15 protein-coding genes are annotated in these 16,967 nt (G+C 67.9%); all 15 read left to right on the top strand.

All coding sequences use genetic code 11. The features are described from left to right. Positions 1-2 precede the first annotated feature (2 nt). The 15 genes from OG474_RS21310 (at position 3) to OG474_RS21240 (ending at position 16,952) form a co-directional block, all read left to right on the top strand. Entirely contained in the window at positions 3-878 is an 876-nt protein-coding gene (locus OG474_RS21310; RefSeq protein ID WP_405064102.1) for an NUDIX domain-containing protein, read from the top strand. Between the two features lie 150 nt (positions 879-1,028). Beyond that, complete coding sequence (locus OG474_RS21305) at positions 1,029-1,493, top strand: bifunctional nuclease family protein (protein WP_405064602.1); 465 nt, start codon at positions 1,029-1,031, stop codon at positions 1,491-1,493. A 118-nt stretch (positions 1,494-1,611) separates the two neighbouring features. Further along, the gene (locus tag OG474_RS21300; protein ID WP_405064101.1) at positions 1,612-2,880 is read left to right on the top strand and encodes a hypothetical protein; all 1,269 of its coding nucleotides are present in this window, start codon (positions 1,612-1,614) and stop codon (positions 2,878-2,880) included. A 27-nt stretch (positions 2,881-2,907) separates the two neighbouring features. Further along, positions 2,908-4,176 (top strand): hypothetical protein, encoded by a 1,269-nt coding sequence (locus OG474_RS21295; RefSeq protein ID WP_405064100.1) that lies wholly within the window; start codon positions 2,908-2,910, stop codon positions 4,174-4,176. Beyond that, positions 4,173-5,462 carry a hypothetical protein gene (locus tag OG474_RS21290; RefSeq protein ID WP_405064099.1) on the top strand — a complete coding sequence of 430 codons (1,290 nt, stop codon included), beginning with the start codon at positions 4,173-4,175 and terminating at the stop codon, positions 5,460-5,462. Before OG474_RS21295 ends, OG474_RS21290 begins: the two co-directional genes overlap by 4 nt. Before the next feature lie 112 nt (positions 5,463-5,574). Next, positions 5,575-6,852, top strand: coding sequence for a hypothetical protein (locus tag OG474_RS21285; RefSeq protein ID WP_405064098.1), 1,278 nt, complete (start codon positions 5,575-5,577; stop codon positions 6,850-6,852). Position 6,853: 1 nt separating this feature from the next. Then, the gene (locus OG474_RS21280; protein WP_405064097.1) at positions 6,854-8,137 is read left to right on the top strand and encodes a hypothetical protein; all 1,284 of its coding nucleotides are present in this window, start codon (positions 6,854-6,856) and stop codon (positions 8,135-8,137) included. Between the two features lie 8 nt (positions 8,138-8,145). Continuing rightward, positions 8,146-9,426: a hypothetical protein gene (locus OG474_RS21275; RefSeq protein ID WP_405064096.1), complete on the top strand. Its 1,281-nt coding sequence runs from the start codon at positions 8,146-8,148 to the stop codon at positions 9,424-9,426. Positions 9,427-9,437: 11 nt separating this feature from the next. After that, positions 9,438-10,661 carry a hypothetical protein gene (locus OG474_RS21270; protein ID WP_405064095.1) on the top strand — a complete coding sequence of 408 codons (1,224 nt, stop codon included), beginning with the start codon at positions 9,438-9,440 and terminating at the stop codon, positions 10,659-10,661. A 7-nt stretch (positions 10,662-10,668) separates the two neighbouring features. After that, a complete protein-coding gene (locus tag OG474_RS21265) occupies positions 10,669-11,922 on the top strand; it encodes a hypothetical protein (RefSeq protein WP_405064094.1) in 1,254 nt (417 codons plus the stop codon). A 225-nt stretch (positions 11,923-12,147) separates the two neighbouring features. Then, positions 12,148-13,278: a phosphate ABC transporter substrate-binding protein PstS gene (gene pstS, locus OG474_RS21260; protein ID WP_405064093.1), complete on the top strand. Its 1,131-nt coding sequence runs from the start codon at positions 12,148-12,150 to the stop codon at positions 13,276-13,278. 256 nt (positions 13,279-13,534) lie between these two features. Next, the gene (pstC, locus tag OG474_RS21255) at positions 13,535-14,572 is read left to right on the top strand and encodes a phosphate ABC transporter permease subunit PstC (protein WP_405064601.1); all 1,038 of its coding nucleotides are present in this window, start codon (positions 13,535-13,537) and stop codon (positions 14,570-14,572) included. Beyond that, positions 14,569-15,489 carry a phosphate ABC transporter permease PstA gene (pstA, locus tag OG474_RS21250; protein WP_405064092.1) on the top strand — a complete coding sequence of 307 codons (921 nt, stop codon included), beginning with the start codon at positions 14,569-14,571 and terminating at the stop codon, positions 15,487-15,489. Before pstC ends, pstA begins: the two co-directional genes overlap by 4 nt. Positions 15,490-15,510: 21 nt before the next feature. Further along, positions 15,511-16,287, top strand: coding sequence for a phosphate ABC transporter ATP-binding protein PstB (gene pstB, locus OG474_RS21245; protein ID WP_405064091.1), 777 nt, complete (start codon positions 15,511-15,513; stop codon positions 16,285-16,287). Positions 16,288-16,391: 104 nt separating this feature from the next. Further along, positions 16,392-16,952 carry a DUF4190 domain-containing protein gene (locus OG474_RS21240; protein ID WP_405064090.1) on the top strand — a complete coding sequence of 187 codons (561 nt, stop codon included), beginning with the start codon at positions 16,392-16,394 and terminating at the stop codon, positions 16,950-16,952. Positions 16,953-16,967 lie beyond the last annotated feature (15 nt).

The following is a 16,967-nucleotide window of genomic DNA, read 5'->3' as shown; positions in this document are numbered from 1 at the left end:
CTATGAGCAACCCGGCGGTTATCGCCGCGGGTGGTGCCGTCTGGCGTGAGCGCCGCGGCATCCGTGAGGTGCTGCTGGTGCACCGCCCCCGGTACGACGACTGGTCCCTTCCGAAGGGCAAGCTCACCCACCACGAGCACGTGCTGCTGGCGGCGCAGCGCGAGATCGAAGAGGAGACCGGCGTACAGGTCGTGCTCGGTCCACCGCTCGGTGTGCAGCGCTACCCGATCCGCAAGAACGGCAGTACGACCGAGAAGCTCGTGCACTACTGGGCTGCGGTGGCTACTGCGGACGGTGGCTTCGAGCCGAACGACGAGGTCGACAAGATCGACTGGCTGCCGGTGGACGAGGCCCGCGCACGGCTCAGCTACCCACGCGACGTGGACATCCTGGACGCGCTGGACGGCCTGGCGGCTGTCGAGTCCACTCTGGTCCTGGTGCGGCACGCGGAGGCGGTGAAACGCAAGGACTGGGACGGCAAAGACACCCTCCGCCCCCTCACCAGCACCGGTACGGCGGTCGCCGAGCGACTGAGCGACGTACTGGCTGCTCTTGGTGCCAACCGGTTGATCAGCAGCGACGCCGAGCGCTGCACGTCCACACTGCTGCCGTATGCCAGTGCGATCGAGCGGCACCTGCACCTCTGGCCGGAGATCTCCGAGCGTGGGTACGAAGCCGATCCGCGTGGCCTGCGTGGTCTCGGCGAGCGGGCGTGGCGGCCGGGCCGGGTGACTGTGGTGTGCTCGCACCGGCCCGTGTTGCCCGCGCTGCAGCGTGAGCTGGGGCTCAAGGTCGGCAAGTTCTCCCCAGGAGCGTTCCTGGTCGCGCACCGGCTCACCGACGGCCGTCTCCTGTACGAGCGGTTCCGCGCTCCGTAGTAGTCCACTACGCGACCGACACGGCTCGGTGACGATCCTGGCACGGCAGCAGGGGTGTCCGGGTGACACTGAGAGCGACGGGTATGTTCCTACCGAGGAACCGGCGCCCCACCGGATGCCGGTCTGAGGAGAGGTCGCACCATGACGATGATGCGAGAACTGACACTGATCGGGATCCGGATGGAGTCACCCAACCGGGCTCCGGTGATGATGCTGCGCGAGACCGAGGGCTACCGCTACCTGCCGATCTCGATCGGATCGGTCGAGGCGACCGCGATCGCCTACGAGGAGCAGGGCCTGCGTCCGTCGCGGCCGCTCACGCACGACCTGATGCGGGACCTGATCGAGGCCTGGGGCGTGCACCTGGAGGCGGTCGAGATCGTCGAGCTCAAGGACGCGGTCTTCTACGCTGAGTTACTGCTCGACAACGGAGTCCGGGTATCGGCCAGACCGAGCGACTCGGTGGCGCTCGCGGTCCGCCTGAACACCCCGATCCGCTGCACCGAAGAGGTGCTGCGCGAGGCCGGGGTGGCCACGCCGGAGGAGGAGCAGGCCGAGCTCGAACGCTTCCGCCAGTTTCTGGACGGCGTCGCCCCGGAGGACTTCTCCAGCTGACGTGTGAACTGTTGCACGTTGCTGCAAAAGTTTTCCGGTCTGAACCGAAGTCCTGTTACCGTCTCAGCCACGTGCTGGCGGCAGGGGTGACCACCAGGCGTTCTCACCTGGGGTATACATGCGTAAATTTGCTCTCGCGGCGACCGCTGTCGCCGCCCTTTCCGTCGGTCTGCAGACCCCCGCCTTCGCGGCGGCGCCGGACGCACCGACCGATCTCACCGTCAGCTGGGTCAAGGGACAGGTCCACCTGAGCTGGAAGGACAACGGCGAGAGTAACCAGATCCTCGTCGAGTACAACGGCGGCACGCCCGAACTGATCGTGGGAGTGACCGGCGCCGGCGGCAACGAAGTTCCGCTGGTGAATCCGCTGGTTGCCTCGGACAAGGTCCGGCTGATCGTCAAGTCCTCCGACAACGGCGGACTCAGCGAGGGGACGGCGACTCCGTACTTCGACACCCGCCGGCCCGTCGTACCGGCTCTGAAGGACGCCAACCTGGCCGCGAACCTGAGCACGGCGCTGACCTGGACGCAGGGCGCCGCGGCCGCCGACCAGACGCCGGGCGACCCGCTGGACATCGACGGGCCCGGCTCGGTGCAGGCCAACGTCGACCTCCCCGGCACCGCCACGAAGACCCAGGTCTTCGCGCCCGGTGCGACGTCCGGCACCGTTCCGGCTGTGGCTCGGCCGGCCGCGATCAAGCTGAGCGCGGTCAACGAGTGGGGCGAGAGCGCGCAGGACGTCAAGGTCGTGCGGCTCGGCACGCTCAACGCCGGGATCACGGTTCCGGCCACCGGGTTCTACGGCGACCACCTCGGCATCAAGAGCACCCTCGACCTGTTCACCAGCGAGGGCCGCGAAGAGAAGGCCAAGGACGTGAAGGTCGAACTGCAGGCCCGCGGCAAGACCACGGACGCCTGGCGGACCTACGGTCGCTTCACCGGTAACACCACGGCCGCCTTCGACACCAAGCTCGCTGTCCAGGGCAACCGCCAGTACCGCCTCTGGGTCCCGGCCCGGAAGGTTGTCAGCGGCAACGTCATCGCGCTGACCCCGGCCAGCTCCACCTCGGCGAAGTCCTCGAAGGCGTACATCAAGTTCGTCAGCGGTGGCTTCAGCCCGTCCAGCGCGCGGATCGGCCAGCGCGTGACCCTGTCGTCGAAGATCAACCCCGGCGTGACGGTCACGGGCACGGTGTCTGTCTGGGCCGGCGGGAGCTGGGTCACCGCCGGCGACATCCCCTACACCAAGGGCTCCTACGTCGAGCGTGGCGGCCCCGAGACCGAGCGGATCAGCTTCAAGATCCGGTTCACCGTTCCGGCGATCGTCATCAACGGCCTGACCGTCAACGCCACGACGAGCCCGTCGTACTCCCTGACTGTTCGCTGATCCATCTATCCCCTGAGGTAGCCAACCATGCGCAAAATTGCCCTTGCGGTGACTGCTGTCGCCGCGCTGTCCGCCGGTCTGCAGACGCCCGCCTTCGCGGCGGCTCCGGACGCACCGACCGACTTCAAGATCGCCATCAAGGATCTCCACGTCCACCTGACCTGGACCGACACCGACGCCAAGAACGTCGTCTACGTCGAGAAGGAAGGCGAAGCGCCGTACGTCGCCGGGACGATCGAGGCGAGCGCTCCGAACGACCTGCTGATTCCGGGCTTCAGGCTCAAGGCGTCGGACAAGACCCGTCTGATCGTCAAGAGCGTCGTCGAGGGCGAGGAGAGCGCCGGTGCCGTGTCGGACTGGTTCGACACCCACCGTCCCGCCGTACCGGCTCTGAAGGACGCCAACCTGGCCGCGAACCTGAGCACCACGCTGAGCTGGACGCTGGGTGCGGTCGCGGACTCGACGCCGAACGACCCGCTGGATGTCCCCGGCAACGGCACGGTCCGGGCCAGCGTGGACGGGCCTGGCTCGACCGGGCTGGAGACCGACTTCGCCACCGGCGCGACGTCGGGCACCCTCGCGCCGCAGCCACGGCCCGCGGCGATCAACCTGAGCGCCTGGAACGAGTGGGGCTTCAGCGCCAAGGACGTCAAGACCGTCCGCCTGGGCACGATGAGCGCCGGCCTGAGCGTCCCCGTCAGCGCGGTGTACTCGTCCACCCTCGGCATGAAGACCACGCTCGACCTGTTCACCAGCGAAGGTCGCGAGGAGCGCGCCAGCGGCATCCCGGTCGAGCTGCAGGCTCGCGCCTCGGCCACCGGCTCCTGGAAGACCTACGGCCGCTTCTCCGGTAACACCACGGCCGCCTTCAACACCGGCCTCGCGTCGCTGGGCAACCGTCAGTACCGGATCCTGGTCCCGGCCCGGAAGGTTGTCAGCGGCAACGTCATCGCGCTGACCCCGGCCTCCTCCACGTCGGCCAAGTCCTCGAAGACGTACATCAAGTTCCTGTCCGCCGGCTTCACGCCGTCGACGGCCAAGCGCGGTGCCAACGTGGACCTGTCGGCGAAGATCCAGCCCGCCTCGACCGTGAAGGCCCGCCTGGAGTTCTTCGACGGCCGCAGCTGGTTCGACGTCGGGTACCTGCAGTTCAACAAGGGCGCGGCAATCCAGCACGGCAGCGCCGGCGCCGAGGCCGGCTCGTCCCGCTACCGCGTCACCGTGCCCGCGGTCGTCGTCAACGGCCTGACCGTCAGCGCGACCTCGAGCGCCGCCTTCACGCTCACCGTCAAGTGATCAGTCTCCGCAAGCTCACCGCCACGGCAGCAGTTGCCGTGGCGGTGAGCGTTTTCTCGCCGGTCCCGGCCCACGCTGCGATCCTCCCGCCGCCGACCGACTTCACCCTGTCCTGGCAGGGCGACAAGCTGCGCCTGACCTGGAAGGACGGCGGCGACGCGAACTACGTCCACGTCGAGTATCCGAACCTGGGCCAGAACAACGTCTTCCTGGCATCACGGCACGCCGACGACTCCGACGAGTTGCTGCTGCCGGCCAACCTGCTGCACTCGGACCGCGTCCGGCTCTACGTCCAGTCCTACGACGGCACGTCGTTCAGCCAGCCGGCGTACTCGGAATGGTTCGACACCGAGGTCCCCGCGGTTCCGTACCTCCAGGACGCCAGCCTGGCACCGGGCGCGCAGGTTCGCCTGATCTGGTCCCAGATAGCTAGCCCGGACCAGACTCCGAACGACCCGCTGGACCGGCCGGTGGACCGCCTGTACGCCACCGTCGGCGCAACGGACGGCCCGCCCGCGTACCAGGTCCCGCTTCCGGTCGGGGGCGAATCTACGGCCACGATCGATGCACAGCCGCGTCCGGCGATCGTCCGGCTGGAGGCCGCCAACGACTGGGGCACCGCGAGCACATCGACAGGCGACGACGACAAGTTCGTGCGCGTTGCCCGAGCCGGGGTCGGCATCGCCGTACCCACACAGCAGGTCTACTCACAAACGCTCGCCATCAAGAGCACCCTCGACCTGTTCACCACCGCGGGCCGCGAGGACCAGGTGACCGGCATCCCGGTCGAGCTCCAGACCCGCCCGACCAGCACCGCGGCGTGGAAGACCTCCGGCCGGTACGCCGGTAACACGACGGCTGCCTTCGACACCGGAATCGCTGCCCTGGGCAACCGTCAGTACCGGCTCTGGGTCCCGGGTCGCAAGAAGGTCAGCGCGCACGAGATCACCTTGATCCCCGAGGTCTCGACCTCGGCCAAGTCCTCGGTCACGCTGACCAAGTTCACCGCCGCCGGCTTCAGCCCGTCGACCGCCAAGCTCGGCGCGACCGTCAACCTGTCGGCCAAGATCCAGCCCGCCGCCACCGTGCAGGGAACCCTGCAACGCTGGACCGGCAAGACGTGGATCAACGGCAGCAAGGTCCAATTCAAGAACGGCACCGCCCTGGTCCCCATCAAGGCCTCCGGCGCCACCGCCCGCTACCGGGTCAACCTGGGCCCCTTCGTCTTCAACGGGCTGACCATCAACGCAACCACCAGCTCCACTTTCACCCTCACCATCCGCTGATTGCACGAAGCTGCAACGGCTTGGACTTGCACGATCCGCCGGTGCGTGCGCTACTTTTTGCTCACGCACTGGCGGCAGGGGTGACCACCAGGCGTTCTCACCTGGGGATCCCATGCGAACTTTCGCAGCCACCACCGCTGCCACCATCCTCCTGACCGCCGGCGTCACCACGCCCGCGCAGGCCGCCGTCCCGGACGCGCCGACCGACGTACAGGTCTCCTGGGCCGGCGACAAGATCCGCGTCACCTGGAACGACAACGGCGAAGCCAACCGTGTCCTGGCGGTCTTTCCGGACACCGGGTTTCCCGTGGCCTTGCCGACAGCCGACGCGCCTAACGAGGTCTCTCTCGACGTCAAGTCCATCGGGGCCGCGTCCAAGGTGCGTATCTCGGTGCGGTCGATAGGCGCCGACAAGGAGCTGAGCGCACCGGCCCACAGCCCGCTCTTCGACACCGTCCCGGTGTCCCCACCTGCCCTCCGGGCCGCCACATCGCTGTCCACAACCTCGGTGCGGCTCAGGTGGATCCAGGAAGAGACAGCAGACGTCACTCCGAACGACCCCCTGGACCAGCCCACCGGCGCATGGTTGAAGGCCACCGTCACTGGTCCGGCTGCGGGCCAGCAGCGGGAGACCCTCATTCCGGGCGGCGCCAAAACCGCCGATGTTCCAGTCCCTGCCGGCCCGGTGACGATCAAGCTCTCCGCGGGCGACGAGTGGGGGACTGCTCCGGCCGGTGACTTTCAGACCGCCCGGGTCATCACCACGGGAGTCTCCACCACGGTTCTCGGGTTTCCCGCTCTGACGGGTTTTGGCGGGTTCAACATCAAGGGCATCGTGCAGGTGCCCGGGGCCCCGGACTACGCGACGTACAACTACGACGTCCAGGCCCGGCCGAACAGCTCCGCCCCGTGGCAGAAGGTCAGCAGCGGCGTCACTTTCGACAAGCCCGGCACTCCCATCTTCGCCTGGCTCGGCGCCTCCGGCGGCCGGGAGTACCGGCTGTGGGTCCCGGCGGAAGAGTTCCTGCAGGATGACGTGTTCATCGTGTCACCGGCCGCCTCCACCAAGGCGAAGTTCGTCCGGCGCTGTGCGGCCGTCTACCGCGCCGAGTTCACCCCGTCGACAGCTCGGGTGAGCGCCACGGTGAAGCTGGTCGTGAACGTCGAGCCGTACCTTCCCTTGAAGGCCGCTCTGCAGAAGTGGAACGGCAAGCAGTGGGTGCACGTGCGCGCGGTTCAGCTGGACGCCAAGGGGAACGCCAACATCCCGATCCGCGCCGCCGGTCGCGGGACCACGACGAAGTACCGGATCCTCACTCCGCCGGTGAAGGTCAACGGCCTGCCGGTCGAAGCCGGTAGCAGCAAGCCATTCACACTCAAGGTCACCTGAGATGCGCAGGTTCGTGGCTCTGGCGGCTGCCGCTGTGCTGTTGACGGGTGGTCTGGCGACGCCGGCTTGGGGTGCTACACCGGAGGCGCCGCGGAATGTGCAGGTCTCGTGGGCGGGTGACCAGATCCGGGTCACCTGGCAGGACGACGGCGAAGCGAACGTGATCCGGAAGAAGACGACGACCGGTGACGGCGTCGAGGTCGACACGCAGACCGCCGACGAGCCCAACGAGGTCCTGCTGTCGAGTGACTTCCCGGAGACCGACGAGGCGCGGATCATCGTGCTCTCGCGGGGGACCGATGGGCGGCTGAGTGCCTGGGGGCAAAGTCCGACGTTCGACACCCGGCGGCCGGTGCGGCCTGAGATGCGCACCGCCGACATGCGCGACGACCTGTCGGTGCGGCTGTGGTGGTACCGGGAGGCGCGCATTGACTACAAGGATCCGCTCGATCGGCCGGAGGCCCAGTGGCTCAAGGCAACGGTCGCTGGGCCTGCCGCGGGGCAGAAGAAGGAGTACACGCTGCCGCTCGAGGGCGGCGACAGCATGTTCGACGTACCGGCCCCGGCACCGCTGTCGACGATTACCCTTGCCGCAGGCAACGAATGGGGTACGACGGCCGGCACCGGCCCGTTCGTCCGGGTGGGCGTCACCCGCGCGGAGACGGCGGTCGTCCCCCGCCAGATCTACGGTTACGCCGTCATGAACCTCACCACGCTGCGGTACCAGTGCAACTGCCCCGACGACAAGAACCCGGGAAAGAACGCGGTCGAGGTGGAGATCCAGGCGCGGCCGAACACCTCCGCCCCCTGGACGAAGATCGGCCGCAACGCCGGGCAGCCCGGAACGCCGTTCTTCACCGAAGCGGAAGCGGTTGGCAGCCGGCAGTACCGGATCTTCGTTCCGGCCTACGGCAACTCGTGGTTCGGTGACATCCCGATCGTCGTGATGCGACCTGTCTCGACCGCACCGAAGACCTCCCTGACCTTCGCGAACTTCGGCACTGCTGCTTTCTCGCCTGCCTCGGCTCCTGTCGGCGCGACCGTCAAGCTGACCGTCCAGCTGCTGCCGAAGGCCGACATGAACGCCGCCCTCCAACGCTGGGACGGCAAGCAGTGGCGGCACACCCGCGGCGTCCCCCTCGTCCGAGGCGTCGCCACCATCCCCATCCGCGCCTCCGGCCGCGGCACGACGACGAAGTACCGGATCCTCACGCCGCGCGTGACCGTCAAGGGCCTCCCGATCGAGCCCACCACCAGCAAGCCCTTCACCCTCACCGTCCGCTAGGAACACGCATGCGCAAGCTCACCACTCTCACCATCGCCGGCCTGCTGCTCACCGCCGGCCTCTCCACCCCCGCCTGGGCCGCCGCGCCCGACGCACCCACGAATGTGCAGATCTCCTGGGCCGGCGACAAGGTCCGCGTTACCTGGGAAGACAACGGCACACCCAACAGGGTCGGGCCGAACTACACGGGCACGACCTACGTGGCCGCCGCGCCCGCGGCCGAAGCACCCAACGAGGTGCTCCTGGACGCGAGCGTGTTCCGGGACAGCGCCCAGGTTCGAGTCTCGGTCAGGTCAGTAGGGCCTGGCCGCGAGCTCAGCGCGGACGCCTTCAGCCCTGTCTTCGACAGCCATAAGGTCTCGTCGCCCTGGCTCCGGAACGCAGTCGCGCTCTCGACCACGTCAGTGCAGCTCTCAATCATGCAGGACGCGTTCGAGGACCCCAACCCGAGTGACCCGTTGGACAAGCCGGCCGGAGAGTTGCTGAAGGCAACGGTCACCGGACCGTCCGCCGGCCAACAGACCGAGACGCTGATCCCCGGTGGCACGCAGGTCGCCAACGTACCGGTCCGCGCAGGCGTCACCACGATCAAGCTGTCGGGCAGCAACGAGTGGGGCGCCGGCCCTGCCCGCGACCACCAGATCGTCCAGGTCGGGAGTGTGGGCATCTCGACCGCGTTTCCGACCAGGTCCGACTGGAGCGGCTTCGAGTTGAAGTCGACGCTGCGGACGACCTACTGCGCCTGCACCGGGAAGCCTGTCGGCGAGCCGATCGGGTTCGAAATCCAGTCGCGACCAAACAAGTCCGCTCCTTGGAAGAAGGTTCTCGGGTCCGAGGTTACGCCTGGCGAGACCTTCACCTCCTGGCCCGGAGCGGCCGGCGGCCAGGAGTACCGGATATGGGTTCCGGCTACCACCGGTCTGTTCCGGGACGAGGCCATCTGGCTGACGCCACCCGTCTCCACCTCCGCGAAGTACGTGCAGCGCTACGCGGCCATCTACACGTCCCAGTTCGAGCCGCCATCGGCCCCGGTCGGCGCGACAGTCCGGCTGAACGTCGCCGTCGCCCCGGGCCTTCCGATGCAGGCCGGCCTGGAGCGCTGGGACGGTAAGAAGTGGGTCTACACGCGCGCAGTCCAGCTGGATGCGACCGGCAAGGCCTCGATCCCCATCCGCGCCTCGGGTCGCGGCACGACGACGAAGTACCGGATCACCACCCCCGCGGTGAAGGTCAAAGGGCTCCCCGTCATCTACACCACTGGTCCCTCGTTCAAGCTGACCGTCCGATGAGGAGCAGCTCCATGCGCAAATTCATCCCCCTCGCAGCCACCGCCGTACTGCTGACCACCGCCGCTACCCCGGCCTGGGCGGCCGCCGCTGACGCCCCGACCGACGTGCAGGTCGGGCGGGTTGACGGGAAGAACCAGGTGACCTGGGTCGACGACGGGGAAGCGAACGTGGTCCGGGCGGAGTACCTGGACACCGGTGTTGTGGACGTGCTGACGAGGCCGGCTGCCGACGCGGCCAACAAGGTCCAGCTGAAGAACCTGCGGAACAGCGACCGGATCCGAGTCACGGTGACCTCGGTGAACTCGGCCCAGGAGGAGAGCACCGCTGGGGTCAGCGGACTGTTCGACGCCTTGCACGTGACCAAGCCGGCGCTGACGAACGCCGACCTGCTGCCCGACCGCTCTATCCGCGTGCAGTGGACCTACGCGGCGGCCCAGGACCTGACCCCCGGCGACCCGCTCGACTCCCCCGACCTGCTCGCATTGGACATCAGCGGTCAGGAGCGGATCCCGCTTCCGGCCGGCTCGACGTCGTACACGCTGCCGGCCCGAACCGGACCGGCGCAGATTTCTGTTGCTGTTAGCAACAGCTGGTCCTCGACCTTCGGCACCGGTCGCGTGCAGCTCGGCACTCTGCAGGCAGCGATCGCAGTGCCCGCACAGGCGGTGTACGGCGGCACACTCGGCATCACGAGCACGATCAACTCCGACCTGGAGAGCATCGCCGTACCGATCGAAATCCAGGCCCGGACCTCCAAGACCGCGGCCTGGAAGACGATCGGCCGCTGGACCACCTACCCCGGCCAGACGCGGTCGACCCCGGTCAACTCGCCGGGCGCCCGCGAGTACCGGCTCTGGGCGTCTGCTGTGAAGGAGATCGACCAGTCGGTGATCAAGCTAGCCCCAGCCGTCTCCACCTCGGCGCGCTCTTCGAAGTCGTTCGCGAACGTCTACAACACCCGCTTCGAGCCGGCCACGACCGCGATCGGCACGACCACCAACCTCAGCGTCCACGTGAATCCGGAAGTCTCGATGAACGCCGCCCTCCAGCAACTGGTCGGCACGACCTGGAAGCACGTCCGCTCGGTCCCCATCACCAACGGCCGCGCCTACATCCCCACCAAGGCCACCAGCCGCGGCACGGTCACCTTCCGCATCGTCACCCCCGTCGTCCAGGTGAACGGCCTGCAGGTCGAGCCCGGCTCCAGCAAGCCCTTCACCCTCACCATCCGCTAGGACCCCAATGCGCAAGCTAGCCCCCATCGCCACCACCGCCGCACTCCTGACCGGCATCCTCACCACCCCAGCCTGGGCAACAGCCCCCGAAGCCCCCACCAACGTGCAGGTCACGCGGGTGGACGGGAAGGTCCAGGTGACGTGGGAGGACAACGGCGAGGCGAACATCGTCCGGACCGAGGACCTCGACACGGGGAAGGTGTACCTGGAGCGCACCACCCAGGTCGGCGAGACCAACAAGGTCACTCCGCCTTCTGGGTTTATCAAGAGCAGCCGGCTGCGGATCTCCGTGACGTCGCGGGGCGCCGCGCAGGAGGAGAGCGTTCCAGGTCTGAGCGTGTTGTTCGACACCCAGTGGGTCAACCAGCCGGTCCGCAAGGACGCCGAACTGCTGCCCGACGGTTCAGTCCGGGTGCAGTGGACGCAGAAGGCCATCGAGGACGTCACCCCGGGCGACCCGCTGGATGTCTCCGCCGAGTTCATCACGCTGGTCGTCCGCGGCCCGGCCGCGGGACAGGAGGAGCGGATCCCGCTCCCGGTCGGTACGACGTCCTACACGCTGCCCGCACGGCCCGGACCGGTACGGCTCGCGCTGGACGTCGGCAACGAATGGTGGACGTACAGCACCCCGGCGAAACTCGCGCAGGTCGGCACGAACAACCCTGCGATCACCGTGCCCGCCATCGCGGGCTACAACAAGGCGCTCGGGATCCAGAGCAAGGTGACCTCGGGTCTGACCATCGACGACCTTCCGGTCGAGATCCAGGCGCGGCCGTCCAGCAACCGTGGCTGGCGAACGGTCGGGCGGTTGATGACGGCGCCTGGCGCCGCGCACACGACCCAGCTCACCTCGCTGGGCGCCAGTCAGTACCGTCTGTGGGTGCCGGCGGTGAAGAAGTCCAAGTTGGGCGAGTTCAAACTCGCACCGGCGGCGTCGACCTCGGCGCGGTCCTCGAAGACGTTCGCGGACGTGTACCTCGCCGGTTTCGATCCGGCCACCACCGCGCTCGGTACGACGACCACGATGCGGGTCGCTGCGATACCGACGACGCCGATGAACGTCGCCCTGCAGCAGTGGGACGGCAAGCAGTGGAAGCACGTCCGCTCCATCGCGTGGGACATGGAGCACTTCAACTTCCCGGTCAAGGCGACCCGACGGGGGACGGTGAAGTTCCGGATCCTGACGCCCGTTGTACAGACGGCGAGTGGGCTCTGGGTGGAGCCGGGGAGCAGCAAGCCGTTCACGCTCACTGTCCGCTGAGCGTTACCGGAATGTGAGCAAACGCGCGTTTTGATGCACAGAGAGTCACGGTTGTTAACTCAGTTCACCTGATGGCTGCCTGGTGGCACGCCGGGCGTCGTTTACGGTGCCGGAACCGTTCACCGGTCGTTTACCGGCGACGGGCCACCCAGTCATCTGGTCTCCCTACCGTCTGTGGAAGTTCAGAAGTCTTGATTCCCGCAGAAGGGCAACACTCTCGTGTCCGTGAATCGCCTCCTCCGCGTCGGCTCTGTCGCCGTGGCATCCCTCGGTGTGCTCGCTCTGAGCGCCTGTGGCAGTGACCCGGAGCCGTCCGGCTCCTCGACCCCGACCACGGGTGCGTCCTCGACCGGCGCGACCGACTGCCCGAAGGGCACGCTGAACGCCGAGGGATCCTCGGCGCAGAAGAACGCGATCGAAGAGGTCATCAGCAAGTACAACGAGACGTGTAAAGACGTCACGGTGAACTACAACCCGACCGGCTCCGGCGCGGGGATCAAGCAGTTCAACGCGAGCCAGGTCGACTTCGCCGGCTCCGACTCGGCCCTCAAGACCGAGGGTGCCGACGGCGGCGAGTCCGAGGCCGCGCAGGCCGCGAAGCGCTGCGCCACCAACCCGGCGCTGAACCTGCCGATGGTCATCGGCCCGGTCGCGATCGCCTACAACGTCGACGGCCTGCAGAAGCTGGTCCTCGACGGCGCGACCGCCGCGAAGATCTTCCAGGGCACCGTCAAGACCTGGAACGACCCGGCGATCGCCAAGCTGAACCCAGGCGTCACGCTGCCGACCGCCCCGATCTCGGTGTTCTTCCGCTCGGACGAGTCCGGCACCACGGAGAACTTCACCAAGTACCTGAAGGCCGCCGGCGGCGGCGCCTGGACGGGCACGCCGGCCAAGAAGTGGACCGGCACCGGTGCGGGCAAGGAGAAGTCCGCGGGTGTCGCCGAGGGCGTCAAGAGCACCAAGAACTCGATCACGTACGTCGAGTGGTCGTACGCCGTCGACAACAAGCTCGGCGTCGCCCAGATCGACAACGGTTCGGGCACCCCGGTCGAGCTGACCGCCGAGACCGCCGGCAAGGCGCTGGCCGCCGCGAAGCCGGCCGGCACCGGGTCCGACCTGGCGCTGAAGCTGGACTACGCGACCAAGGAGGCGGGCGCCTACCCGATCATCCTGGTCACCTACGAGATCGCCTGCAGCAAGGGCCTGCCGGCCGAGAAGACCGCGCTGGTGAAGAGCTTCCTGACCTACTTCGCGGGCAAGGACGGCCAGGGCGCGCTGACCGAGCTCAACTACGCGCCGCTTCCGGAGGAGATCCGGACCAAGGTCGCCACGGCCATCCAGTCGATCAGCTGACGCAGCCGATCCACTGACCAAGAAACAGCAGTGATGCGAGCCCCGGCCGGTCCCGAGATCCTCGAGGACGGCCGGGGCTTCGCCTCGTCCTCCAGCATCAGCCCCACGACGACCCCAGGCGCTTGGAGCACCATCGATGAGTAGTCCAGACGGCACGGAACCGCCCGACCGGCCGGCGGACCCGGCCGCCTCCGAAGCCGAGCCACGGATCGAGGACCTGGTCGACGAGACCGCCCCGGCCGTGCACTTCGAGACGTTGACCGACGAAGTAACTCCGCCGGCCGCGAAGCCCGAGGAGAGCAAGAAGAAGCTCGACCTCGGCCCGGTCGGTCACCTCGGCGACCGGTTGTTCTCCGGTCTGGCCCGCGGATCCGGCGCCCTGGTGATCGCGATCGTGGCGTTCGTCGGCATCTTCCTGCTGGCGCTGGCGATCCCGTCGCTGGCCGACAACAACACGAACTTCCTGTTCTCCCGCGTCTGGGAGCCGGGCGGCGCCGATCCGAAGTTCGGGATCGCGGCGCTGTTCTACACCACCGTGATCAGCTCCATCATCGCGATGCTCATCGCCGTACCGGTCGCGATCGGCGTCGCGCTGTTCGTCACCTACTACGCGCCGAAGCGGCTGGCCACCCCGGTCGCGCATGCCGTCGACCTGCTCGCCGCGGTGCCCTCGATCGTGTACGGCCTGTGGGGCAGCCTGTTCTTCGCCCCGATCCTGCTGCCGGTGATCAACGGCATCTCGTCGGCGCTGGGCTGGGTCCCGGTGTTCGCGAAGCCGATCGGCGACAACGTCGGCGTGATCTTCACGGTCTCGGTGGTGCTGGCGATCATGATCCTGCCGGTCGTCACCGCGATCAGCCGGGAGATCTTCGCGCAGACGCCGGTCGCGCATCGCGAGGGCGCGCTGGCGCTGGGCTCCACCAAGTGGGAGATGATCCGGATGGCGGTCCTGCCGTACGGTCGCTCCGGTGTGACGAGCGCCGCGATGCTCGGTCTCGGCCGCGCGCTCGGTGAGACCGTCGCGGTGATGATCATCCTGACGGTGCCCAACGGCAACGACCCGTGGAACTCGTCGATCTTCGCGGGTGGCGAGACCTTCGCGTCGAAGATCGCCAACAACGCCGCCGAGTTCGACACCCCGGAGAAGACCGGCGCCTTCATCGCGGCCGGCCTGGTGCTGTTCGTGGTCACGTTCCTGGTCAACTCCGCGGCCCGCATCATCGTCGCCCGCAGCGCCCCCGGCGCCAAGCGTCCGCGCCGCAACCGCCGCGCCACCGAAGGAGCGTCAGTATGACGGCCATCGTCGAGAACAAGCCGGCGTACGACGGCAAGGAGCTGGACCTCACCGGCAAGTCCGGGGCCCGGGCCTTCAAGAACCTGCTGGCGACCGTCCTGATCGTGGCGGCCTTCGTGATCGCGCTGATCCCGCTGATCTGGATCCTCTGGACCGTTGTCAGCAAGGGCTATCACCTGCTGCTGAGCGCCGACTGGTGGAGCCAGTCGCAGCGCGGCATCACCGTCCGCCGCGAAGGCGGCGGTGCGTACCACGCGATCATGGGCACGCTGATCATGTCGCTGATCGCCGCGGTGATCGCGGTTCCGATCGCGATCCTCGGCGCGGTCTACCTGGTCGAGTACGGCAAGGGCACCAAGGCCGCGCGCGCGGTCAGCTTCATGGTCGACATCCTGACCGGTGTCCCCTCGATCGTCGCCGCGCTGTTCATCTACGCGGTCTGGATCACGATCCTCGGCTTCAACCGGGTCGGTTTCGCGGTGTCGCTGTCGCTGGTGCTGCTGATGCTCCCGGTCGTGCTGCGGTCCACCGAGGAGATGCTGAAGCTCGTCCCGGACGAGTTGCGGGAGGCGTCGTACGCGCTCGGGGTGCCGAAGTGGAAGACGATCCTGAAGGTCGTCGTCCCCACCGCGTTCGGCGGCATCATCACCGGCGTGATGCTCGGTCTGGCCCGGGTGATGGGTGAGACCGCGCCGCTGCTGATCCTGGTCGGCTACTCGAAGAACATCAACCTGAACCCGTTCGACGGGTTCATGGGCGCGCTGCCGACGATGATCAACCAGGACCGGACCGAGCTGGCGCTGCAGCCGGCCGCGGACCGGGTCTGGGCGGCCGCGCTGACCCTGATCCTGCTCGTTCTTGCCCTCAATCTGCTGGCCCGGCTCGTCGCCCGGTTCAGCGCCATCAAGTCGAAATAGTCGGAGAGGTTCTGAGTCGATATGGCAAAGCGCATCGAGGTCAGCGGCCTCAACGTCTACTACGGTGATTTCAAGGCCGTCGAGGACGTGTCGATGACGATCGAGCCCCGCTCGGTCACGGCGTTCATCGGTCCGTCGGGCTGCGGCAAGTCCACCTACCTGCGGACCCTGAACCGGATGCACGAGGTGATCCCGGGCGCCCGGGTCGAGGGCAAGGTGCTGCTGGACCAGCAGGACCTGTACGCGACCGGTGTCGACCCCGTCGCCGTCCGGCGGGTCGTCGGCATGGTGTTCCAGCGGCCGAACCCGTTCCCGACGATGTCGATCTTCGACAACGTGGCGAGCGGCCTGAAGCTGAACGGCGTCAAGGACCGCAAGAAGCTCACCGAGGTGGTCGAGGAGTCGCTCAAGGGCGCCAACCTCTGGAACGAGGTCAAGGACCGCCTCGACAAGCCGGGCGCGGGTCTGTCCGGTGGTCAGCAGCAGCGGCTGTGCATCGCCCGGGCGATCGCGGTCGAGCCCGAGGTGATCCTGATGGACGAGCCCTGCTCGGCCCTGGACCCGATCTCCACGCTGGCGATCGAGGACCTGATCGAGAAGCTCAAGGACCGGTTCACCGTGGTGATCGTCACGCACAACATGCAGCAGGCGGCCCGGGTCTCGGACCAGACCGCCTTCTTCAACCTGGCCGCCACCGGCAAGCCGGGGCGGCTGATCGAGATGGGCGCCACCAAGGCGATCTTCTCCAACCCCACCGAAAAAGCCACCGAGGACTACATCACCGGCCGCTTCGGCTGAGTCGCGAAGAGTGGGGACCCGCGCCGGGCGGCGCGGGCGCGTGACCCTGAACCTGTGGCCCAGATAGTCTGCAGGGATTCTTCGACGTCTCAGAAGGGACTGTGGTGAGCACTCCGACGCCTCCCGGCGATGACCAGAACGACCCGAACGGGCCGCAGGACACCCCGGGCCAGACTCCGGGCGTCCAGCCGGGCCAGTACGGCCAGCCGCAGCAGCCTGGCTACGGCCAGCAGCCGCCGCAGGCGCCTGGCTACGGGCAGCAGCAGCCGGGCAGTTACCCGGGGCAGCCCGGGCAGTACGGCCAGCCCCAGCAGCCTGGCTACGGCCAGCAGCAGCCTGGGTACGGCGGCCAGCAGCCGCCGCAGCAGCCCGGCTATGGACAGCAGCAGCCTGGCTACAGCGCCTACCCGGGCGCCCAGGCCGGCGGCTACGGCTACGGCGGCGCCCAGGCCGCACCGAGCAACACCCCGATGATCATGTCGATCATCGGCATCGTCTGCTGGTTCTGCTGTTCCCCGGCCGCGATCGTCCTGGGCTTCCTGGCCCAGAGCAAGTACCGCGAGCAGGGTCAGTCGGACACGCTGGCCAAGGTGGCGTGGATCGGCGGCATCGTCGCCTTCGTCCTCGGCATCCTCGGCTACGCCACGGGCCTCGTCGGCCGCTGACGTCCAGTACGTGAT

The organism is Kribbella sp. NBC_01505 (genome assembly GCF_045040285.1).
Taxonomy (GTDB): domain Bacteria; phylum Actinomycetota; class Actinomycetes; order Propionibacteriales; family Kribbellaceae; genus Kribbella.
The sequence above is the reverse complement of the archived record's forward strand: the minus strand, read 5'-3'. Positions and strand labels throughout refer to the sequence as shown.